Origin of the sequence: Cryobacterium aureum, assembly GCF_002954245.1 — a bacterium.
Classification (GTDB): domain Bacteria; phylum Actinomycetota; class Actinomycetes; order Actinomycetales; family Microbacteriaceae; genus Cryobacterium; species Cryobacterium aureum.
On the sequence record NZ_PPTG01000001.1, the window covers coordinates 14,413 to 36,273 of the forward strand.

21 protein-coding genes are annotated in these 21,861 nt (G+C 65.0%); 9 read left to right on the forward strand and 12 right to left on the reverse strand.

What is annotated here, in order from left to right; translation table 11 throughout:
• Window positions 1–111 precede the first annotated feature (111 nt).
• Window positions 112–822, forward strand: coding sequence for a VIT1/CCC1 transporter family protein (locus CJ028_RS00065; protein ID WP_105033273.1), 711 nt, complete (start codon window positions 112–114; stop codon window positions 820–822).
• A 58-nt stretch (window positions 823–880) separates the two neighbouring features.
• The gene (locus CJ028_RS00070) at window positions 881–1,291 is read left to right on the forward strand and encodes a DUF3054 domain-containing protein (protein ID WP_167395119.1); all 411 of its coding nucleotides are present in this window, start codon (window positions 881–883) and stop codon (window positions 1,289–1,291) included.
• A 25-nt stretch (window positions 1,292–1,316) separates the two neighbouring features.
• Here the strand turns inward: CJ028_RS00070 and CJ028_RS00075 are convergent, their stop codons facing one another.
• Complete coding sequence (locus CJ028_RS00075) at window positions 1,317–1,928, reverse strand: DUF6518 family protein (protein WP_129590320.1); 612 nt, start codon at window positions 1,926–1,928, stop codon at window positions 1,317–1,319.
• Between the two features lie 182 nt (window positions 1,929–2,110).
• Here CJ028_RS00075 and CJ028_RS00080 point away from each other — a divergent pair, with 182 nt between their 5' ends.
• Complete coding sequence (locus tag CJ028_RS00080; protein WP_161498844.1) at window positions 2,111–3,895, forward strand: HNH endonuclease signature motif containing protein; 1,785 nt, start codon at window positions 2,111–2,113, stop codon at window positions 3,893–3,895.
• A 158-nt stretch (window positions 3,896–4,053) separates the two neighbouring features.
• Here the strand turns inward: CJ028_RS00080 and CJ028_RS00085 are convergent, their stop codons facing one another.
• From CJ028_RS00085 to CJ028_RS00110, 6 genes are all read right to left on the reverse strand, one after another.
• Window positions 4,054–4,860: an FAD:protein FMN transferase gene (locus CJ028_RS00085; RefSeq protein ID WP_338064120.1), complete on the reverse strand. Its 807-nt coding sequence runs from the start codon at window positions 4,858–4,860 to the stop codon at window positions 4,054–4,056.
• 63 nt (window positions 4,861–4,923) lie between these two features.
• Window positions 4,924–5,394, reverse strand: coding sequence for an FMN-binding protein (locus CJ028_RS00090; protein WP_105033277.1), 471 nt, complete (start codon window positions 5,392–5,394; stop codon window positions 4,924–4,926).
• Window positions 5,391–6,815 (reverse strand): ferredoxin reductase family protein, encoded by a 1,425-nt coding sequence (locus CJ028_RS00095; RefSeq protein ID WP_240607003.1) that lies wholly within the window; start codon window positions 6,813–6,815, stop codon window positions 5,391–5,393. Before CJ028_RS00095 ends, CJ028_RS00090 begins: the two co-directional genes overlap by 4 nt.
• Window positions 6,816–6,880: 65 nt before the next feature.
• Window positions 6,881–7,975, reverse strand: coding sequence for an FUSC family protein (locus CJ028_RS00100; RefSeq protein ID WP_240607004.1), 1,095 nt, complete (start codon window positions 7,973–7,975; stop codon window positions 6,881–6,883).
• Window positions 7,976–7,985: 10 nt separating this feature from the next.
• Window positions 7,986–10,544 carry an ATP-dependent helicase gene (locus CJ028_RS00105; RefSeq protein WP_105033279.1) on the reverse strand — a complete coding sequence of 853 codons (2,559 nt, stop codon included), beginning with the start codon at window positions 10,542–10,544 and terminating at the stop codon, window positions 7,986–7,988.
• A gap of 42 nt (window positions 10,545–10,586) precedes the next feature.
• The gene (locus CJ028_RS00110) at window positions 10,587–11,597 is read right to left on the reverse strand and encodes a glycerophosphodiester phosphodiesterase family protein (protein WP_105033280.1); all 1,011 of its coding nucleotides are present in this window, start codon (window positions 11,595–11,597) and stop codon (window positions 10,587–10,589) included.
• Window positions 11,598–11,819: 222 nt separating this feature from the next.
• On the opposite strand from CJ028_RS00110, the gene CJ028_RS00115 reads away from it, so the two are divergent.
• Window positions 11,820–12,638 (forward strand): Bax inhibitor-1/YccA family protein, encoded by an 819-nt coding sequence (locus CJ028_RS00115; protein WP_105033281.1) that lies wholly within the window; start codon window positions 11,820–11,822, stop codon window positions 12,636–12,638.
• 90 nt (window positions 12,639–12,728) lie between these two features.
• Window positions 12,729–12,881, forward strand: coding sequence for a hypothetical protein (locus tag CJ028_RS20815; RefSeq protein WP_161498845.1), 153 nt, complete (start codon window positions 12,729–12,731; stop codon window positions 12,879–12,881).
• A gap of 37 nt (window positions 12,882–12,918) precedes the next feature.
• Here CJ028_RS20815 and CJ028_RS00120 read toward each other — a convergent pair whose 3' ends face one another.
• Complete coding sequence (locus CJ028_RS00120) at window positions 12,919–14,385, reverse strand: PucR family transcriptional regulator (protein ID WP_105033282.1); 1,467 nt, start codon at window positions 14,383–14,385, stop codon at window positions 12,919–12,921.
• 116 nt (window positions 14,386–14,501) lie between these two features.
• Between CJ028_RS00120 and CJ028_RS00125 the strand changes: the two genes are divergently transcribed.
• Window positions 14,502–15,599 (forward strand): alcohol dehydrogenase catalytic domain-containing protein, encoded by a 1,098-nt coding sequence (locus CJ028_RS00125; protein WP_105033283.1) that lies wholly within the window; start codon window positions 14,502–14,504, stop codon window positions 15,597–15,599.
• A 69-nt stretch (window positions 15,600–15,668) separates the two neighbouring features.
• Window positions 15,669–17,117, forward strand: a complete 1,449-nt coding sequence (locus CJ028_RS00130; RefSeq protein ID WP_105033284.1) for an APC family permease — start codon at window positions 15,669–15,671, stop codon at window positions 17,115–17,117.
• Between the two features lie 179 nt (window positions 17,118–17,296).
• Here CJ028_RS00130 and CJ028_RS00135 read toward each other — a convergent pair whose 3' ends face one another.
• The gene (locus CJ028_RS00135; RefSeq protein WP_240607005.1) at window positions 17,297–18,211 is read right to left on the reverse strand and encodes an EamA family transporter; all 915 of its coding nucleotides are present in this window, start codon (window positions 18,209–18,211) and stop codon (window positions 17,297–17,299) included.
• Between the two features lie 44 nt (window positions 18,212–18,255).
• Between CJ028_RS00135 and CJ028_RS00140 the strand changes: the two genes are divergently transcribed.
• Window positions 18,256–18,747, forward strand: a complete 492-nt coding sequence (locus CJ028_RS00140; protein WP_105033285.1) for a MarR family winged helix-turn-helix transcriptional regulator — start codon at window positions 18,256–18,258, stop codon at window positions 18,745–18,747.
• Here CJ028_RS00140 and CJ028_RS00145 read toward each other — a convergent pair.
• Together CJ028_RS00145 and CJ028_RS00150 are read right to left on the reverse strand one after the other, a co-directional pair.
• Window positions 18,744–19,007 (reverse strand): SRPBCC family protein, encoded by a 264-nt coding sequence (locus tag CJ028_RS00145; protein ID WP_161498846.1) that lies wholly within the window; start codon window positions 19,005–19,007, stop codon window positions 18,744–18,746. The genes CJ028_RS00140 and CJ028_RS00145 overlap by 4 nt on opposite strands.
• A gap of 75 nt (window positions 19,008–19,082) precedes the next feature.
• Complete coding sequence (locus CJ028_RS00150) at window positions 19,083–19,556, reverse strand: DUF1990 family protein (protein WP_105033287.1); 474 nt, start codon at window positions 19,554–19,556, stop codon at window positions 19,083–19,085.
• A 145-nt stretch (window positions 19,557–19,701) separates the two neighbouring features.
• On the opposite strand from CJ028_RS00150, the gene CJ028_RS00155 reads away from it, so the two are divergent.
• Window positions 19,702–20,907: an MFS transporter gene (locus tag CJ028_RS00155; RefSeq protein WP_105033288.1), complete on the forward strand. Its 1,206-nt coding sequence runs from the start codon at window positions 19,702–19,704 to the stop codon at window positions 20,905–20,907.
• On the opposite strand, the gene CJ028_RS00160 is transcribed toward CJ028_RS00155, so the two are convergent.
• Window positions 20,904–21,860, reverse strand: coding sequence for a phosphotransferase (locus tag CJ028_RS00160; RefSeq protein ID WP_105033289.1), 957 nt, complete (start codon window positions 21,858–21,860; stop codon window positions 20,904–20,906). The two genes, CJ028_RS00155 and CJ028_RS00160, sit on opposite strands and share 4 nt — an antisense overlap.
• Window position 21,861 lies beyond the last annotated feature (1 nt).

The following is a 21,861-nucleotide window of genomic DNA, read 5'->3' on the forward strand; positions in this document are numbered from 1 at the left end:
ACGGCGCACCCCGCAGGCTCCCGAAACGATGCTGTGCCGCCACAAAGCGCTAGCGCGAAGGCTAGCCACACCTTGCTGGACGACGCCGCCACCGAGTGCTTATCTAGTGGTATGACTGATCTTGTTCAAACGGTGGAACCGCACGCCGCCGGCCTCGCCTCCCGGCTGAACTGGCTGCGCGCCGGTGTTCTGGGCGCGAATGACGGCATCGTCTCCGTCGCCGCCCTCGTCGTCGGTGTCGCCGCCGCAACCACCGATTCCCATGTGATTCTCATCGCCGGGGTCGCGAGCCTGCTCGCCGGCGCCATTTCGATGGCCCTCGGCGAGTACGTGTCGGTCAGCAGTCAGCGCGACTCCGAGCGCGCCCTGATTGCCAAGGAGACCTGGGAGCTCGAAAACGAGCCCGAAGAAGAACTCGCCGAACTGGCCGGATTCTACGAGGCCAAGGGGCTCTCCAGCCAGACCGCCCAGCAGGTCGCACTCGAACTCACCAAGCATGATGCCCTCGCAGCGCATCTCGAAGTCGAGTTGCACATCACCGAGCAGGACGTGTCGAATCCCTGGCACGCGGCCTACGCATCCGCTGTCGCCTTCACCGTCGGCGCTGCGCTCCCCCTGCTCGCCGTACTGCTGCCCCCGGCCGAATACCGGATTGGCGCTACGTTCTTCGCGGTACTGATCGCGCTCGTCATCACCGGCTGGCTCAGCGCCCACCTCGGCAACAGCCCCAAGCCGCGCGCCATCGCGCGCATCGTCATCGGCGGCATTCTCGCCCTCGCGGTGACCTACGTCATCGGTGCGCTGATCGGCGGCGGTGTTTAGGGCGATGGCTCACAGGCAACTCCGGGTTACGCCCTCATCGCGTGGATAGGCTGAAAATATGGCATCACTGCACATCGGAGCTGGCCCCATTTCTCGATCATCAATCCGCACCGCTGGCGTGCTCGACGCAGGCGTCGTGCTGGCCTTCGCTGCGATCGGTCGCCTCAGCCACGGCGAGAGCCTGGCCGGCATCGGCGAGACCTACTGGCCGTTCCTCGGCGGCCTCATCATCGGCTGGCTGGTGCTGCGCGCCTGGCGTCACCCGCGCACAATCGTCTGGACCGGCCTCGGCGTCTGGATCGCCACCGTGGCCGGCGGTCTCCTGCTGCGCCTGGCCAGCGGCCAGGGCGTGCAGTTGAGTTTCGCGATCGTCACAACCATCGTGCTCGGCGTGTTCCTGCTCGGCTGGCGTGCCATCGCCGCGCTCGTACAACGCGCCTCTAGCCAGCGGATGCCCACCGCCGTCTGACCCGCAGGCGGCACCTTGTGCTGTTCTAGCCGGCGGCGATCGCGTCAAAGAGCAGGTACGCGCCGAACAGGCCAGCCGCCATCAGCGCGGCCAGCGAGAGCGCCACTGCCCGATCGGGCCAGCGACGACCTCCGCCGAGAATCAGAAGCAGGCCCACTGCGCCCTCGCCCCACCATTGCGGGCCGCCGATCAGCACCGCGCCGTAGAACGCCTCGCCGAGGATAAGCCCGCTCATCACGGCCAAACCCAAGCGGTGCCAGAGCGGATGCCGGCGGCCGGCCAGGTCACCCGCCAGCCCACACAGCGCACCGGCGCCGATGGCAACGATCGCCCACAGCACGAGCACGCGGGATGACTCCGACTCCGCGCCGAGCGCGGCCCAGGTTGCGACCAGCGCCACCAGCGCGGTCGCGCCGACCAGGATCGCGCGCGAACCGCGAGCTCGGGTCAGAGCTGCAACGGTGAACGGGAGCAGACCCCACAGCGCGCTGGTATTGGCGAGGGTGGTCCACGGCTCCGGCAGCACGGTGTAGAGCGCTCTGGCCAGCAGCCCGGTCACAATCCCGGCGCCGACCGCCACGAGCAGACGGCGGGCGAGCGTCACTGGCCGGCGCATCCGTTCGTTGGTCCGGGTCATCCTGCGAGCCTAGATGCTGCGCGCCGCTACAATTGATTTCGAATGTAGATACGACACTCTGGGAGATATAGTCGCTAATTTCTTGTACGAGTCTCGCTTTCCTGTTCGATTTATGAGATAATTGTGGTATGGCGATCAAGGACGATCCACCTCCCAATCCACCTCCGGATATGCCTCCAAAGATGCCTTCGGAGACACAGCCGGACACCCCGTCAGGTACGCAGGCATCGAGCGCGAGTCGCGAGCCAGATGTTTCCGAGGCAGATGTTTCGGCGGCAGATGTTTCGGCGCCTGCGCCTTCGACGGAGGATCCTGCGGCCGCTGCTCTTTCGACGGCTGATGCTCTTGCGGCGGAGGATGCGGCGGCCGGCGCCCGAGCGGCGGCCAATGCCGCCGAGCTCGCGGAGTGGCTGGCCGAGCTGGCGGCGGCGGGAATCAAGCCGGGTAAGTCCCCGCGAACGCACCGGTCAGCGGGAACCAAGACAATCTCCGGGGTGCAGTCGTTGAACTATGTCGTCGCAGCCTCCCTGGAAGAGTGGAAGGCACGTCCGGTCGATGTGGAGCAGGTGCGGCTGCTCGACGCAGTGCGGCACTGTGACCTCCAGATCAATCGGGCCCACGCTGCTCGGGCCGCCGCGATTGACGACCTCGCCCTGTTTGTGGCGAGCACCGCAGTGACCGGCCGTCCGCTGCCCCGGGCGTTACTGACGCACGAGGCGCAGACTGCGGGTGAGCAGGGCCTGCCCTTGCAACGCTGGTCGGAGAAACAAGCCGCCGAGGAAGGTCTCGTTGCCGAACTCGCCTGCCTGCTGCGGGTGCACGAGAACACGGCACGCAACCTGCTCTGCGTGAGCAAGCTGCTGCAACGCACCCTGCCCACTACCCGGGCCAAGCTCGCCGACGGATCGATCAGCTACCGACACGTCGAGGTCATCGTCGACAACGCCCTATCCCTGCCCGACGACGCCCGGGCCGCATTCGAAGCCGAAGCCCTCAACGGGATCGACGATCTGACCGCCAACCAGCTGAAGAAGCGGGCGATCACCATCCGGGAACTCTCCCACCCCGAATCCATCGTGAAACGCCACAAAAGCGCGCTCAGCCAGCGTTGTTTCTCGGTGATGCCCGCCCGCGACGGCATGGCCTGCCTCGAGCTGATCCTCACCCAGGAAGACGCCGCCGCCATCAACGACCGCGTCGACACCGTGGCGCGCAGCCTGCACAACGCCGCCCAGCAGGAACCCGTCGACACTCGCACCCTCGGCCAGCAACGCCTCGACGTCGCCGTCGACCTCCTATTGACCGGCGTGACCGAGACCGGGCTCGGTGCCGGGGTGCAGGGGCTGGTGAACGTGACCGTGCCGGCGCTGACCCTGATGGGCCTCAGCGAAGAGCCAGGCACCCTCGACGGATTCGGCCCGATCGACGCCGAGACCGCCCGCCGGGTCGCCGCCTCCGCGAAAAGCTTCACCCGCATCCTGATCCACCCCGAAACCAGTGCGGTGCTCAGCGTCGGCAAAACCCGCTACAAAGTCCCCGCCGACCTGAAGAAATGGCTCGAAATTCGAGACGGAACCTGCCGATTCCCCGGCTGCACCCGCCAGGCACGACACAGCGAAATCGACCACACCCACGACTGGCAATACAACGGCGAAACCCGCTGGGACAACCTCGCCCACCTTTGCAAACGCGGCCACCGCCTCAAAACAGAATCCGGCTGGACCGCCGAACAAAGCCCCGACGGTGTCCTCCACTGGAGCAGCCCCGCCGGCAAACACTACGCCACCCACCCCGCCACCCGCCTCGGGCCAACCTCGGCCGCAAAAGAATGCGGCCCCACCATCGATATCAGGCGACGGCCCATCGACGTCTGGGCCGACCTCCCCGATCCCAACGAGGCCGACCCAAACCAGGCCGACCCCAATAGAGGCAGCCCCAATCAGGACAGCGACAGTCCCCCGTTCTAAATCCTCGAAGCCGTTCTCAGGCTTGAATCATGGGCGGTCCGGCATTGGCATTACCACCGAGCTGTGGGTGATGGGCGCTTGATTCGCGGGCCACGGTACCCCCGCGTCACCCGACGATCAAGCGCCAGGTATCAACTGTCCGGGCCGGCCACAGCGGCTTACTCAGACCGGCGCAATCCCGGAGTCGCGAGCAACTGGCCGTCACGCAGCACCGCGAGCACGTCGATGGCGAAGCGATCGGTCATCTCGTTCAGCGTCGCCTCACCGCCTGCCACGATCGCCGTCGCGAGTACGTCGGCCGTGACGATGTCGGCGGCGAACACGCTCACCTGGCGAAACGGCGATGGCTCGCTGTTCAAGGCCGTCCAGATGTGTTCACCGCGTTCCGCGCTGCCAGAGGTAGCCACGGCCCGAAGCGGATGTCGCAACGGCACGCTCGCAATCACGTCACCCCGATCGAATGGGTCGACGATCGCGACGACCCATTCTGGGATATCGGTCACCGCGGCCGGAGCCGCCACGCGGTGCCCGGTCGGCATCGCACTGTCGGCGGACTCCCACGCCTCAAATCGATCGCTAGGTCGGCCGCTGACCAAGACGTCACCGCCCGCGTTGATTGACCAGTTGGCGAGGCCGTTCGTGCTCAGGGCCGCCCCGGCTTCGGCGATGGCGAGCCCCTTGACCACTCCAGAGAGGTCGATCACGCCGTCGGCACGATGCGGCGTGAACACGCCCTGGGTGCGATCGCGCCAGTTCAGCGCTACGGCGTAGCAATCGCGCAGGCCATCACTGGCATCGGTCAATCGGATGTCGCCGCGCGCGACCCGGCTCAGCTCCGAGTCCTTCCGGTACAGGCTGAACTGCTCATCCCAGCGCCCAAACACCGTCGCCACCGTCTGCGCAGCAGAAGCCAGGGCAGACGCGCCGTGCTCGAAATCAGCGGCGCCGAGTCGCAGGCTCACCATTGTGCCCATTGTTGCGAATGTGAGCGCAGGCATCCGTTCATATTGACGGCGCATCGTCAGCACCTAGAACCCAGCCGAATCGAGAGCTGACTGCAGCGACTGCAGGTAGCCGTCGGTTGTATAGGTGGCGCCACTCACGTTCTGTACGCTCGCACTCTGTGCGGCGAGCACTTCAGAACGAAGAATTGGCGCTGCGCGATTGCTGATCTGCACCGATCTGCCGTCGTGGTTGGTGAGCTGCAGGGCGGTGATGTCGGTGATCGTGCTGGCGTCGATCGTGACGGAGACCTGCATATTGCCGAACCGAGTGGCCACGACCGAGCCGGTGAAGGTTCCCGATTGTGCGGCAGCCGTCGCGGATGCCGCAGAGGTTGCAGCAGCGGCTGCCGCATCCGCCACCGCAGCCGGGTCGGTTCTGACAGCGCTTAAGGCAAGACTGTGCGAGGCGTCAATGGCCTGCGAGCCAAGCTGCCAGCCGATGCCGACGATCGACACCGAGGCCAGTGCGGCCAGTGCTACGGCGCGTGCTCTCACCAGTCAAACCTTTCGTAATGGATCTGCTTCTTGGGAACCCCGCCCGCACGGGCATCACGCACGACGGCGTCGGTCCACGGGCGGGGACCGCAGATGTAGATATCGGAGTCAAGAAGTTCGGGAACGATCTTGCGCAGGGTGATTCCGGCGCGGGCCGCATCCGCTGGCAGCCAGGTACTCACACCCTTGGGACGTTTGCCGGCGATGATGCGCAGCTCGGCCCCCCGCACCCGGCACAGGTCGGTGAGCTCGTCGACCAGGTAGGTGTCGCCAAGGCTGTGCGAGCGCAGCAGCACGGTGGCGTTGCCCGGCGCGAACGATACCGTTTCCAGCAGCGAGCGGATGGGAGCGACGCCGATGCCTGCGGCGACCAGCACGACGCGGGGCGACGTGCGAGCGTTCTCGGTGAACAGCCCGTAAGGGCCTTCGAAGCTCACCCGGGTACCGCGTTTCAATTGGGGAAGCTGCTGCGAGGCATCGCCGAGACCGCGAACCGTGATGCGCAGTCCGCGCTCGCTCGGGGCCGATGACAGCGAGAACGGGTGTGCCTGCCACCAGAGCCCGTTGGCCCAGAACCGCCAGACAAAGAACTGCCCGGAGGTCGCCCGGAGTTTGTCGAGCTGGTGCCCGGTCAGGGTGATGGAGACAACGCCCGGGGCGACGGCGTCTACCCGGTCCACGACGAGCCGGTGGCGCAACGACCGCGTGACCGGCAGCAGAAACCGAAACACGATGATGGCACCGGCAACCGCTACATAGAGGGCGAGCCAGTAGTAGCGGGCGATGGCCCCCTCGCTGAGCAGGTTGCCGACACTCAACTGGTGCGGAATCGCGACGAGCACCGACAAATAGGCGAGCAGGTGCACGGCATGCCAGGCCTCGTAGCGAAATTTGCGACGCACGACCACGAGCGAGGTGATGACGACGCCGATCATGAGCGCGAGGCCGAGAAAGGCCAGCGGCATGTCGGGCAGGCTCGTGAACATATTCCAGACCTCGGCGAACACGTTCACGTTTTCGGCGAGGGCATAGCCGGTGATGAGCAGGGCCGCGTGGCCCAGTATGAGATAGAGGGCCGGCTTGCCGAGCGACTGGTGCACGGCCATGGCCTGATCATGCCCGAAGGCGCGGTCGATTGGGGGCAGCCGTGCGGCCAGCACGAGCATTACGAGCAGCAGGTCGGTGCCGACCAGGCCGGCGATGATTCCGAGGGAGGTGAAGGCGTCCGCCGGCGTGGCGAACTTGGCCGCTCCCCCGTCGGCGAGAAAGATGGCGATGACGATGGCGACCGAGGCGACGCAGAGAATCTGCAGGCTGTCGGCGAGGCGCATCCGCTTCTGGTAGGCGGGGTGCGGCGAAGTTGCGCGGGGGGTTTTCACGGCCGCCGGGCCGGTTCGGGTGGTGCGCGTGTCGAGGCTCATGAGTAGAGCATCGACCGAGGTCCCATCGAACAGCTATCGATAACCTGTGAACAGTCTGTGTGTCGTCAATGCCTATTTTTCAGCTGAACCTGCGCCCGCACCAGCAGCACGATGATGAGGGCAATGACGCTGCCGAGCACCGTCTCGAGCACGCGATCGACCAGCAGCGCCGGCACGGAAACCGGGCTAGTGAGGTGCACCACGGTGAGGGCGAGCGGGGTCACGAACAACAGGGCGGCGCCGTAGTGTCGGCCGATCAGAATTTCGGCGCCGAACTGACCGAGCGCGATAACCAGAATCAACACCGCGACCGGCGGGCCAGGCAGCAGCACGAGCGCGGTCACGCCGACGCCGAGCGTCGTGCCGATCATGCGGTGGAATGCCCGCGACACGGAGTGCTTCGCGCCGGGCGGTGGCAGCACCGCTACAACGCTGACCACCGCCCAATACGGATGTCCGATCCCCGCCGCGAGGGCGAGGGAACCGGCGGCGAGCGCCCCGACGACGTTCTGGCCAATGGAGTTCCACACCTGGCGGTCGCGAATAGCAGCCGGACGCACGAGGGCACCGCGCAATAGGTTCTTGTAGAGGTCGGGTTCGCGCTGCCCGGAGACCCGGCGCAGAAACCAGCCCGACATCGTCAGTAGCCAGGCGAACGCGGCCGAGGCGATGGCAACGAGCAGCCGCGGCCAGAATTCCTCGCCCGGAGTGGGCAGCTGCGCGATCACGGCATAACCAAAAACGAAGAAGATCGGTGTGGCCGGAAACAGCCCGGCCGTGGCTGCCACGAGAATTCCGGCGACGATCACCACGACCAGTCCGGCAGTGAGCACGATCAGTGGCGCCTCGATCAGGGCGAATGCGAGGGCGAACGTGATGATCGCGAGCATGAGAGCGCCGGCGACGGTGACCGTGCGCAACCGTACCCGGTACGGCTCGTTGCGGCCGAACAGCGCCGTCATGGCGCCGAAGGCGGCATAAGCGGCCCAGTCGAGGTGGCCGGTGAGTACCAGAATGGTGAGCGGCAGCGCGGCGGCGACCGCGGCCCGGGTGGCGACCTCGAACTGGAAGGATCGCAGGGAGCGCGCCCACTGCCGCAGGGATTCGGGCTGCCGCAGGGATTCGGGCTGGCCCGATTCCTGCCCCGGCGCGGGTTGCACGGGGTGCATGCTAGATCTTTTCGATCGGGGCGATCTTGATCAACAGCTTTTTGGCACCCATGGTGTCGAACTGCACGTGCGCGATGCGTTTGGTGCCCTCGCCGGTGACCTGGTTGACCCGGCCCTCGCCGAAATCATGGTGGCGGATGCGGTCGCCCGCCGCCAGCTCGAGGCTGCCGTTGTCGCGCACCGTTCCGGTGATCTTGTTCGCCCACTCGGTCTTCGGCTTGCCCGGCGGAAGGCCGGTCGGCTTCGCACTATTGCCGTAACTGCTGCGGCCGCCGTAGCCGTCGCTTGCGCCGGACGATCCGCTGAGGGAATTACCGAACCCACCACGAAACCCAGTACCGAGGCCACCATCGCGGCGTGCATTCAGAGCGCGCGGTTGGGTGCCGCCGCGGGAGTTGGCCATGCCCGGCGACTGCTTCCAGTCGATCAGCTCGGCCGGAATCTCCTGCAGGTACCGGCTCGGCATGGCCACGTTGATGTCGCCGAACTGGGCCCGGGTCATGGCGAGCGAGAGGTAGAGCCGCTTGCGGGCGCGGGTGATGCCCACGTAGAACAGGCGACGTTCTTCGGCCGGGCCGCCGGGCTCGTTCGCCGACATCTGGTGCGGCAGCAGCCCCTCTTCGACACCGGTGAGGAACACGGCCTCATACTCGAGGCCCTTCGCGGTGTGCAGGGTCATCAGCGACACGGTTCCCGAGGCGTCGTCGAGGTCGTCGGCAGCCGCCACGAGTGACACCTGGGTGAGAAAGTCGACGAGACCGCCGTCGGGGTTCTCCTTGTTGAAGTCCTTGGTCTGGGCAACGAGCTCTTCGATGTTCTCGGCTCGTACTTCGTCTTGCGGGTCACGGCTGTTTCGCAGCACGGCGAGCAGTCCGCTGCCGCTCAGCAGAAACTCCAACACTTCGCTGACGTTCGAGCCGCCCACCGGCACACCGTCATCGGTGACCGAGGTGGGCACGAGCATGAGCGCGGCGGCATCGAGCAGTTCGGCCAGCTTCAGGATGGCGCCGGTCACCTTAGGGCCGAGGCCAAGCGCAGCGGAGTTGCGCATGGCCTGCCGAAAGGTGAGGTCATTGTCGTCGGCGAAACTCGACAGCCCGGTCTCGGTGGCCGGGCCGATGCCGCGCTTGGGGGTGTTCAGAATGCGGCGCAGGGCGAGTTCGTCGACCGGGTTGGCGACGGCGATGAGGTAGGCCAGGGCGTCCTTGATCTCGGCCCGCTCGTAGAACTTGGTGCCGCCGACCACCCGGTACGGCGTGGCCGAGCGCACCAGGATCTCTTCGAGCGCTCGGGTCTGCGCGTTGGTGCGGTAGAACACGGCCATGTCGCGGTAGGCCATGCCTGCCGCGTGCAGCACCTGAATCTCGTCGGAGACGAACTGGGCTTCGTCGTGCCCTGAGTAGGCTGTAAAGCCCACGATCTTCTCGCCGTCGCCGCCCGCGCTCCACAGTTTCTTGTCGGTGCGGTCGAAGTTGTGGCCGATCACGGCGTTCGCGGCCGAGAGAATGTTTTGGGTCGACCGGTAGTTCTGCTCGAGCAGAATCACCTTCGCTCCGGGGTAGTCCCGCTCGAAGCCGCTGATATTGCGGGTGTCGGCGCCGCGGAAGGCGTAGATGGACTGGTCGGAGTCGCCGACCACGGTGAGCGATGCCCCTGGGATGGCGCCGGAGGCGTCACGCAGGTTGCGCACGTGCACGCCGTCGTCGTCCATCTCCTGTGCGAGCTCGGGCGTGACCGGCCTTGTGAGCTCGTGCACGAGGGCGTACTGGGCGTGGTTGGTGTCCTGGTATTCGTCGACCAGCAGGTGCCGGAATCGACGCCGGTAAAGGGCGGCGACCTTGGGGAACGCGCGGAACAGGTAGACGGTCTCGCCGATGAGGTCGTCGAAGTCGAGCGCGCTTGCGGCCCGCAGCCGGGCGGAGTATTGCCGAAAAATCTCGACGAACATGACCTCCTGCGGGTCGCTCATGTTCGCGTTGCGAGCGTAGGAATCGGCGTCGGCGAGCTCGTTCTTGAGCTTGGAAATCTTGGCGCCCGCCGACCCCGGCGTGAACCCGTAGGTGTCGGCGTCAAGTCCCTTGATGATGCGCTTGAGGGTGACCTTGGTATCGGCCGAGTCATAGATGCTGAACGTGCTGGACAGGCCGATCTTCTCGGCTTCGCGGCGCAGAATGCGCACGCAGGAGGAGTGGAAGGTGCTGATCCACATTCCGTCGGAGCCCTGGCCGAGGATGGCGTGCACCCGCTCGCGCATCTCGGCGGCGGCCTTGTTGGTGAAGGTGATTGCGAGAATCTGGCTCGGCCAGGCATCGCGGGTTTCGAGCAGGCTTGCGACCCGACGGGTGAGCACACTCGTCTTGCCCGAACCGGCGCCGGCGATGATGAGCAAGGCCTGGCCGCGGTATTCGACCGCCTCTTTCTGCTGCGGGTTGAGCCCGTCGAGCAGCGGACTCTGCTGGGTGTTGCCGGTGCCCGCGTAGCCGGATGCATCAAGAATGATCGGCGTGGCCGAGCGGCCGGCGGTTGCGGGCGCGGATTCCGCGTTAAGAGGTGTGATCATGTCAGTTTCCAGTGTAGGCGAGGCCCCTGACATGAGGCCGGGTTAGCGCAGCCCGTCGCGCACGTGCACGGCCAAATCGGGGTGGTCGGCGAACACGCCGTCGACGCCCGAGTCGAGAATGACGCGAAATTCGGACTGCCAGTGACCAAAGTCCGCCCTGCGGGTGCCGCTCTGGAACGTTGTCGCCAAGAATTTGTTCTCCGGGCGCAAAGTCCAGCAGTAGATCTCCAGCCCGGCGGCATGGGCATCATCGACCAGCGCGGATGCCCCGGTCACTTCGCCCGCGTCATCCGTTTCCAGAATGAGCGATTTGGGCACGCTGATCCCGTCGATCCCATCAGAACCCGCGGCCAGGCTCGCGAGGCCGTCAGCGGTGAGGTGCTCGGCGTAGCTGAGCGCGCCGGCGCCGTACTCGGAGAGCTGGTCGGCCGGGTGCCCCTGGTCTTCGAGTAGGAAGATGTGTTTGCCACGCACGCCCTGGGCGCGCACCTGGGCGAGCACGCTCGGTTCGAAGCTCTCCACGGTGAGCCGGTCGGTGTTCCATCCGGCCCCGGACACCTCGGCGGCGAACAATTCGGGCAGTGGCAGGTCAAGGCTGGCGAAATAGTTGCCGTGCTTGATCTCGGCCACGATGCCGAGCACCCGGTCGGTCTGCCCGGCCGCGGCGTCGACCAGGTCGAACAGGTCGCGCAGGCGCAGAATCGGCTGCTGATCGTCGAAGGTGGTGTTGCTCTGGCGCAGGGTCGGCAGGCGTTCCCTGGCGCGCAGAATGCTCAGTTCCTCCCAGGTGAAGTCCTCGGTAAACCAGCCGGTGACCGACTTGCCGTCTATGTGTTTCTCGGTGCGGCGAGCGGCGAATTCGGCGCGCGTGGCGACATCCGTTGTGCCGGAGATCTCGTTTTCGTGGCGAATGACGAGCACCCCGTCGCGGGTGGCGACCAGGTCGGGTTCAACGGCATCGGCGCCGAGCGCGAAGGCAAGGTTAAAAGCGGAACGCGTGTGCTCGGGCCGGTGGCCGCTCGCCCCGCGGTGGCCAATCACGATCGGTTGCATGCTTTCAGGCTAACAACGGGGCCATGACGGATGCAGGGGTCGGGCATCCGCTGACAGCGAAACGAGTGCGAAACACCGCCGGAAATGCTGCAAATCGGCTGATCCCCAGCACATTCGCCGGCGCTCTCAGGTACCTTTAACGAAGTGCCGCACCAGGCGCTGCGTGTCGGTTCATCTTCGCGCACCCCATACTCCACCAGCTGATTGTGAGTACAGCAACCCATGGCATCCTCCAACCCCGCTTTCTCCCGCAACGAAGCGTTCGGCGCTCGTGGCGCAGTGGCGTCGTCGCAGGCCCTCTCGGACAACGATCTGCAGTCGATGTACAACCGGCCGGCCGCCGGTGCGCAGGACACCGAACGCATGACCTATGAAGACACCATCACCAAGACCGGCCTCGGCTTCGCGCTGTTGGTCGTCGCGGCCATGATCTCCTGGGTCGCCACCCCGGTGCTGCCGTTCCTGTTCATTCTGGGTGCCATCGTTGGTTTCGTGCTCGGCCTGGTCAACACCTTCAAGAAGGAGCCGTCGGCTCCGCTGATTCTCGCCTTCGCCGGGGCCCAGGGTTTGTTCGTCGGCGGCATCTCGCGCGTCTTCGAAGACATCTACGGGGGCGTCGTGATGCAGGCGGTTCTCGCCACTCTCGTCGTGGTCGCCGTCACCCTGGCCCTGTTCAAGAGCGGCAAGATTCGCGCCTCGAAGAAGGCCACCAAGATCTTCTTGATCGCCATGATCGGCTACGCCGCATTCTCGCTGATCAACGTGGGAATGATGATCTTCGGCGGCAGCGACCAGGCCTTCGGCATGCGCAGTGCGAGCATCAGCATTCTTGGCTTCGACATCAAGCTCGGCATCCTCATCGGACTGCTCGCGGTGCTGTTGGCTGCGTACTCGCTCGTGCTGGATTTCGACTTCATCCAGAAGGGCGTCAACAACCGGCTGCCCCGCAAGTACGGCTGGACCGGCGCTTTCGGCATCATCATGACCGTCGTCTGGCTCTACGTCGAAATGCTGCGTATTTTCGTACTCACCCGCGAGTAGCAGCATCGGCTTGATCAGGCGCCCGCGTTCTTTTGGAACGCGGGAGCTTTTTCGTTACCCACGCACGCCACACTGTGGTTGGCTTAAGTAATGAGTTTCACTGACCTGCACGCGCTGCTCCCCCTCGAATCCACCGGCGTGAGCGCCACGTTCGGCTACATCGGCAGCGCCATCGTGCTCCTCGGCCTGGCGTGGGTCGTCGTGCTCGCCATTCGCCGCTACCTCAAGGCTCCCAAAGACTGACCGACGGATGCATTCGTGGACCCCTAATGCTCTGCGCTCAGTCGGCTCCGGCGCCGTGAATAGCGAGAGCACGCAGAGCCAGCCAAGCCACGGCGCGGTCGTCGGGACTGTCCATCGACAGGTCGGTGAGGCTCTCGATCTGCGCAATCCGGCTTGTTAGCGTGTGGCGGTGTACGTTGAGCCGACGCGCCGACACGCCCCAGGAACCGTTCTCGCCGAGAAAAACTCGGAGAGTTTCCATGAGCGCACCCGGTGTTCCGTCTGGATCACGCAAGCCATCGAGTATGCGCGTGATCCGTGAGATGGCCTCGGCATCCAGCGCTTTCAGCACGTATTGAACGCTCGGCAGAGTTTCGTACCGCACGGTGGAACGGTTGTCCTTGAGCGCGACATCGTGCGCCTCTCCAGCCTCCTGTACCGAAGATTTCAGGGCGTCCGGGGCGACACTGGAACCGATGCCGCATCTCAACGGCTTCTGCGCGTCCGCGGTAAACATGTCCACCCTTGTGATCAACTCGTCGACGAGGTCGTCATGAATGAGGCCGACTATTCGATCCCGTTCAGTGGTGAAGGCGTGCACGGCGCCCATTTCATCGAGCCACCTGAGGACGAGGCGCTCCAGGTCAACCGATTTAGTTCGCGACGACAGCATGAATCCGGTCATCGAGTCATCCCGCACGCCCCACCGACGCAGGAGCCGAGCTGGGGCGCCGGTCGCGCCGGTCAAGAGGCTTTCCATCATTACTTCCCGCCCCAAACGCTCCGTCGCCGTGTGATCATGAGTGCGCAGCAGCAAATCGATCAGGGCCGCCGATTGCGCCGCGAGATCGCGGGTGCGACTGGTCGTTCCACTGCGTGATGCCACGACCAGAAAGGCCCGGAGTTGCTCAGCTTCGCCGATGGGATGCACCTGCAAGCCCGGATGCTGAACGCGGACAACGCGATGCAACGCCACGGCGACTGCGTCATCGAGGTGCAGGGCTCCCGCACCGGCGCTCGTGATGACTTGGCCATTCTTGTCGAGCAGCACGACCCAACCGTTCAGCCGGTGAGCCAGTTCCATCACGACCGCGCTGACGCCGCCTCGGCGGGCGACCTGGGTTAAGACCTTCGTGCCGGTCGTCACCAGACGCGCCTCGGCGGCGCGGTCCGTGGCCAGTGACAAACCGATCTGATCTCGGATGTGATCGAGATTCGGGCTGGCACAGAATAGTACGGTCAGTCCAGCAGTTTCTACGAGCCTCTGCACGTTGTCCGCGCCGATCTGCGGAGTCGTCGTGACCAGAACCGCTCCGCGCAGCACATCGAGGCGACCGTGTTGTTCGCGCACCAGCACGCGCAACTCTGCTTCGTTGATCAACACCAGGCTGACGAAGTCGGTATGGGCCACAACGGAGAACAATTCCACTGAGATTACGTCATCAATAGGACGGTTCGGGGCCGTGGACCTGCCCACGATTGTTGCCTGCACGAGCCTTGCCACGGCGGCCACGTCCAGAGTCATAGTTGATTATACAAATTGGCACATCAGGCACGTTCATTGGACATTTCTTACAATGCTTTGGTGCCACGGATTTGCGTAGAGTGAGCGAGTCCAACAACGTACGACAAGGGAGCCAGATGAAAGCGGTCGTCTTTCGAGGAATCGATAAACCAGTGGAATTCGCCGATGTCGAGCTTGCCGGCCCGCGCACCGGTGAGGTTCGCGTGAAGATTGCTGCTGCGGGGGTCTGCCACTCAGACCTCCACGTTCGGCGCGGGGAATGGGCAGCTCCTTCCCCGTTGGTCATGGGGCACGAGGGATCGGGCGTCGTCATCGAACTCGGTGCCGGAGTCACCTCGCTGTCGGTCGGCGACCATGTCGTGCTCTCCTGGGTTCCGCCGTGCGGCGAATGTCGGTACTGCCTGTCTGGCCACGAGGCACGCTGCCAGAAGGTCGCGACCGTTGTTGCGCCGAAGGGGGTGCTCTTCGATGGCACCTCCCGGCTGTCTAAAGACGGTGAGATGCTGCACCATTACCTCGGCGTTTCGTCGTTCGCTGAAGAGGTTGTGGTTCCGGCCTCCGGCGCCATCAGGGTGCGCAAGGACGCGCCCCTCGATGTGATCGCTCTCGTTGGTTGTGCAGTGGCCACCGGGGTTGGTGCCGTCCTCAATACGGCTGCGGTCGAACCGGGATCGACCGTCGCCGTTATCGGCTGCGGCGGCGTGGGGCTGAACATCATCCAGGGCGCGAAGCTCGCCGGTGCAGAGCGAATAATCGCCATCGATATTCGACCAGAGAAGACGAAACTTGCCGCCCAATTCGGGTCGACGGATCGCATTGACGCCTCGGCTGTTGACGCCGTTGCAGCTCTCTATGAGCTCCTTCCCGATGGCGTGGACTACGCATTCGACGCCATCGGTCGCACCTCAACCACGGAGCAGGCCATCCAGATGCTGGGGTTGGGTGGCGCAGCGGTCATCGTGGGCTTGCCGCCGACCGGCGCGCGGGCATCCTTTGAGCCGCTCGTGCTCGCCGAAGCTGACCAGCGAATTCTCGGTTCAAACTATGGCAGCGTGCGACCCTCGATCGACATTCCGGCTCTGGTGGACTGCTACATGGACGGACAGCTCAAGCTGGATCCCCTCGTCTCTGCCCGCCGTCCGCTGAGTGAGGCGCTGGACGCTCTGGACGAATTGGAGACCGGCAGCGCACTCCGAACCCTGCTCATTCCCTAATGCACGCACCGCGCAACCGACTACACCACCAACACAATCAAGCATCTACCGAACTCACTGGAGAGTCCAATGTCACTTACCGAACGTAAAGAATCGGCGCGGCGAAAGGATGCCCCGGTCGATGCCGGTCTCCGCAGCGGAGTCATGAGTGGGCCCGAACTTGCCGCCCAGGCCGTCGCCAACATCGCACCGAGTGCGGTTATTGCGTTCACGGCCGCAGCCATCTACCTGGGAGCCGGTAATGGAACCGTGTGGTCGTTCGTGCTCGCCACCATCGTCATTCTGGCCGTCGGCTACTGCGTGGCCGTCTTCGCCCGGCGTCATGCCTCGGCAGGATCCCTCTACACCTACGTTTCCAAGGGACTTGGCCCGGTCGGCGCCTATCTGGCTGGCATCACCCTTCTGATCGGCTGTTGGGGCATCGCCGCTGGCTCGCTGGGGGGCTCCGTGGCCTACTTCAATCAGTTTCTCAATCTGATCGGCGTTCCCGTCGAGGGAATTTTTACCCAGATCGTGCTGGCCATCGTGCTCGGCGGTCTGGCCACCCTCTTCACGATTCGCGGCATCCGCCTCTCTGCGCGCGTATCGCTCGTGCTGGAGCTGGTCTCGGTAACCATCATCCTGATCTTGCTCATTCTGGCCCTGGTCTGGGCCGGCCCGGCCGCGTGGGATCCGTCGCAGTTCAGCTTTGAGGGCGTTCCCTTCCGGGGCGTTGCGGTCGGTATGGTTCTGGGTATTCTCGGCTTTGTCGGATTCTCGTCGGCCGACGCCCTGGGGCGTGAAGCCAAGAACCCCTACGTCGCCATCCCCCGCGTGATCATGTGGAGTGCGGTCGGAGTTGGCGTGCTGTACGTATTCGCCGCCTACACGCAGGTGGTTGTGCTCGGCACTGGCCTCGCGAGCAGCGCCAGCCCGCTGGAGGAAATTGCCACAACCATTGGGATGCCCGAGTGGTTCGCCCCGATCCTCACCTTCGGTGTCGGAGCATCCTTCTTCGCCGTTGTCGTCGCCCCACTGAACGTCGTCGGCCGCATCTTCTACGTCATGGGCAAGGAAGGCGTCTTTCCGGCCGCGTTTGGTCGCACCCACGAACGCCACCTCACCCCCCACCGGGTCTTGCTCGTCTTCGGCCCCGCTGCGATCCTCCTCGACGTCATCATGCTTGCCTTCCGCGTCGATGCCATGAATATCGTGGTCTGGGTCGATACCTTTGGCACCTACGGCTACATGGTGGCTTACGCACTCGTGGCCGTCGCGTGCGTCGTCTACACCCGGCGCGAGCGAATGAACAACACCCTCGTCTGGATCTGTGCCGTGATTGCGGTGGTGAGCATGGTCTACGTCTTCATCGCGAATGTGTATCCCGTTCCCGCGTACCCGCTAAATGTGATTCCGTTCATCTTTCTTGCCACGATGATCGTGGCAATCGCGTGGTACGTGCACCTCGCGAGGAATCGCCCCGCGGTGATTCGCAACATCGGAAACACCGAAACTGACATGCTGGAAGGTGCAGGCTAGGCGGCCGACCGGCAGCGCCATCGGGCTTCTCGGCCTGGCCTATGTCGTCGTCCACGCCATCCGTCGCTACCTCAAGGCGCCCAAAGAGTAACAGAGCGGATGCCCGCACCCGACTGGCCGCACAGCCAGCGCATGAGCGCGCCCGATACGGGTGGCCGCTACGCCGGTTACCTTAGCGGCTACCAGTTTCGGGCGCGGCCACGAGCGCAGCTGCGCCGGCGCCGGGAACCGGCAGGCTTTGGAGCCCTGGCAACGATGACCGCTGAGATCGACCCCAGAACGATGACGATTCCAGCGATCTGAATCGGGGCAAGTTGCTCTCCGGCGATCGCCCAGCCGAGCACGATGGCCACGACGGGGCTTAGCAGGCCCAGGAATGCAATGGTGCTGGCCGGCAGGCGCGTAATGCCGTGGAACCAGGCAACATAGGCGAATGCTGTGCCGGCCACAGAGAGATACGCGTACCCAGCGAGGTTGGTCACGGTCAACGGCGTGGTCGGAATGCCTTCGAGCAGGATCATGACGGGCAGGAGGCTGAGTCCGCCCGCGATGAGCTGCCACGAGGTCGTCGCCAGCAGCGGTGCCGGCTGCCCCCACTTCTTGGAGAGCACGATGCCCGACGACATGCAGAAGGTGCCCCCGACCGCGGCCAGGATTCCGATAGCGTCCAGCCTCGCTTGCGATTGGAGCACGATGAGACTGACGCCGAATGCTCCGGCCGCGCCGCTCACCAGCACGCGTCCGGTCATCCGCTCGTGCAGCACTCGACTGGCGAGCAATGCGACCACGAGCGGCTGCAGGCCGCCGACAATGGCTGCCACGCCGCCGGGAAGCCGGTACGCCGCAATGAAGAGCAGGGCGAAGAACGCCCCAATGTTGAGCACGCCGAGCACCCAGGATTTCCACCACCATTCGCCGCGCGGCAACCGCCGGCACAGTATCAAGAGCAGGATCCCCGCTGGCAGTGCGCGCAGGAATGCCGCGAGGAGCGGCCGATCCGCGGGCAGGAACAGCGTGGTCGTCAGGTACGTCGTTCCCCAGAGCATGGGAGCCAGGGCGGTGATGGTCAACAGAAGAAGTCGATTGCTAAGCACTTAGCTAGTGTAGCTAAGTGCTTAGCAATTGCTAGTCTGGAACCATGGCAGACCACGTCGATCGAATCCTTGAGCAGTGGAGCACCGAGAAGCCCGAACTCGACGTTTCCCCGATGGCCGTCATCGGCCGATTGAGCCGCACGGCCCTGGCTGTCGACTCCCGCCTGGCCGCAACGTTTGCGCGGTATGGCCTGGATGCATCCGCTTTCGACGTGCTCGCCACGCTGCTGCGTAGCGGCTCGCCCTATCGGATCGCCCCGGCGGCGCTGGCCCGCGATGCGATGATCTCGACGAGCGCAGTGGCGCAGCGCCTGAACAAACTGCAGACGCGAGGTCTGGTCAGCCGCGAGGCGAACCCCCACGACGGCCGCGGCACGCTGGTGGCGCTGACGGATGCCGGTAAGCAGCTCATAAACGCAGCCCTGGCCCCGCACGTCGAGACCGAGCGCGCCATCACCGCGATTCTCAGCAGCGAGGAGCAGGCGATCCTCGTGGGGCTGCTGCAGAGGCTTGGCGCTGCGGCGACTGGCGACTAGTCCAGGTAGCGCTCGAGAGGCCTGACTTCGCGGAAGATGCCGCCGGAGACAACCTTGTCCCCGGTGGCGTCGTTTACCATCGTGTACACGTAGCTTTCACCCACGCGCGCGTCGATTTCGGCTGTTTCTCGCGGCGTGCGCGTTCCGCGTGGAAACCACCATTGCGCTGCGGCGTCGGCGTCAGTCCAGGCCGTCCAAACCTCGTCGGGGGTCGCGTCGTAGGTGCTAACGATCGTGAATCCTTTGGATGTGTCGATCATCGTCATTCTCCTTATTACAATCGGTCAAGCCACGCTAACCCAGCATCAGAAAACGTCTAGTGCGCATCCGGTCGATCAGCGGAGCGAACGCAGGTAGCGCCGACGTGCGACCAGTTGAGCGATTCTGAGCAGTGGGTAGAGGGCTCGCCACGGCTGCTGCGGGGCCGCCCTCGTGAGCGAGCGCACGGTGATATGCACCTCGTCGCCGTGGCGATGCACGATGAAGGCCTCCTCACCGCTGACCGGATGCCCGGGCAGGGTGCGATAGGCAAACCCGACTCGTTCCGGCTCGTCAACGACAGCCACGACCTCCACCGGTTCGACGACGGTCAGGTTGAACAGGCTTGCCGTGACGATTACACGGTCGCCACGGGACACCGCACCTGGTGACTCCACCGCAAACCCGCTCGCGGTCTTCACCCGCCACCGGAGCACATCCCGGGAGGAGCGCTCCCAGACCGCGTCACCTCGCCCCACGATCGCCGACACGTCCGATCGGCGGAATCGTGGGTCGCTCTCCGGCCAGTCAGGAAGGTCAGGGCTGGTCATGATCTCCGTTCTGCCACGGGCCGCTCGCCCATCTCGCGGCCAAGACTGAGTGTGCGCGTCATCTGCCCAGTCAAACGCATCAGTGACGCCGTGAGACCGAGGTTCGCCCTGAGCGCAGCGGGTTGCCTGCCCTAGACTCGGGATCATGTCTCTCGGTCGTCCATTTCGAGCGCTGTGGGCAGCAGGTGCCGCCTCGAATCTGGCGGACGGCGTCGCTTTCGTCTCGATGCCGCTTGTGGCCGCGTCGCTCACCGACGATCCGCGGTTGGTCGCGGGTCTGGCAATGACGTACGCACTGGTGCGACTTCTGGTCGCGCTCCCGATCGGGGTGTGGGTCGACCGGATCGATCGACGAACGATGCTGATCGTGGCGAACCTCCTTCGCGGACTCGTCGTGGTCGCCCTGGCTATTTCCGTGCAACTCGAGGTCGGCTCGCTGCCGCTGCTCTACGCGGCGTTTGCCGTGGTCGGAACGCTGGAGAGCGCGGCAGATAACGCATCCGCTTCTGTGCTGCCGTCGATCGTGCCGGATCGGCATTTGGACCTGGCCAACGGCCGCATCTCCGCTGCACAGCTGATTGCCGATGAGTTCGCCGGGCCACCGCTCGGCGGGTTGCTGTTTGCCGCCCTGGCCGCGGCTCCGATGTATCTTATGGGCGGGCTCTGGGCTGCGGCCGGTCTGCTCGCGCTGGCGCTGCCGCTCCGGCGGCTCGGTGGGCCGAGTCCTGAGCTCCCGCTTCGCCAGCCCGTTTTCCGCGAGGCGCTGGACGGAGCGCGATGGCTCGCGGGTAACCGCACCGTGGGCGGTCTTGCCCTGATCGGCGCTCTCGCGAGCGTGGGCTACATGCTCCCATTCTCGATTCTCGTGCTGTTCGCCGACGAGCGGCTTGCACTCGATGCCGTCGGCTATGGAGTGATCCTTGCCGTTTCGGCTCTGGGCGGGCTGGTCGGGTCGTTCACCACGGCGCGGGTCGCCCGATGGATCGGTTACCGAGCCACGATCGTTGCGAGCCTGCTCACGGGGGCAGCTTCGCTCTCCGCGCTGTCCATCACGACGAATGGCGCCGTTGCCGCGCTGCTACTGGCGATCTATATTCTGCACGCCGTGGTGTGGGGAATCTGCGCTACCTCCCTCCGGCAGCGACTCGTGCCCGACTCCCTTCGGGGCCGGGTGAACGCGGCGTCACGCGTGTTCAGCCTGCTCGGGCTGGCGCTGGGCTCGGCCCTCGGCGGCCTTCTGGCCGTCACGAGCCTCGCACTGCCGATCGCTGTCGGTGGTGCAGTGTTCGTGGGTTGTGCGGTGCTGGCCGTCGTCGTCCTCCCCCTCGATCCTGCCCGCGCAAATGGCTAGCGATTTGCCGTCCAGCCAAGCCGCTCTCCCAGCCAGGACAGACCGGCCAGCCCTTCGGAGAGCTGAAAAGCGCGCAGGGTCGGCATATTCTCCGGAGCGGGTTTCTGAGCTGCGTTCAGAAAGTAGGCGGTCAGACCCGAGAGCACGGCGTTGATGGCGTGATCATCCGCTTCAGCGAAGAGCGGATGCGTGGCGATGATCTCATCAGCGTCGGCGTCACTTCCGCGCAGGCGCGCGTCGAGTAGGAACGTGAGCGCGTCGAGCCACCGCACGCCGACGCCGGCCCACGGCCAGTCGACCAGCCATGCCCGACCGGTGTCATCGAGCAGGATATTGTCACTCCGCAGGTCAAGGTGCAGAAGATAGTCGCCATGGACACCCCGTACAGCGCTGGCGGCAAGCTGTTCGAGTTCGTCGAGGTGCTCGTTGGCGGCATCCGGCAGCAACTCCGTGCGCCCCTCAGAGCGGATGCTGCGCCAACCAGCAAACGCAGAATCCAGCTCCGCCGTCGCATCCGGTAAACCGGCCCAGCCCGCGCATCCGCGAATCTTGGGCAGTGACTCGAGCGCCGACAAAACAGCGAGGATCTCTGGCAGGGGCGGAGTTTCGCTCGGGTGTCCGCCATCGATGCTCTCGATGACCAGCGCGACCCACTCGCCGTCGTCGAAGGACCCCAAAATCCGGGGCACTGCCAGGGACTCTGGCAGCATCCGCAGCACGGCCAACTCTCGCCGGTGGAGGTCGAGGGTGTCGGAGTTGCGCTCGCGACTCACGGCCTTCACGAAGGCGCTGCGGCCGTTGTCCGCACGAACTCGGTCTGCGCTTCCGGGCGAGAATCCGTTGGCCTGGCTCTGTGCGTCAACGACGCATCCGCCCAAAATGTTCTCGACGGTGGCGTGAATCGAAGCGGGCAACTCCGGCCAGGTCAGTCTCACGTGCTGGTGGTCCGTCATC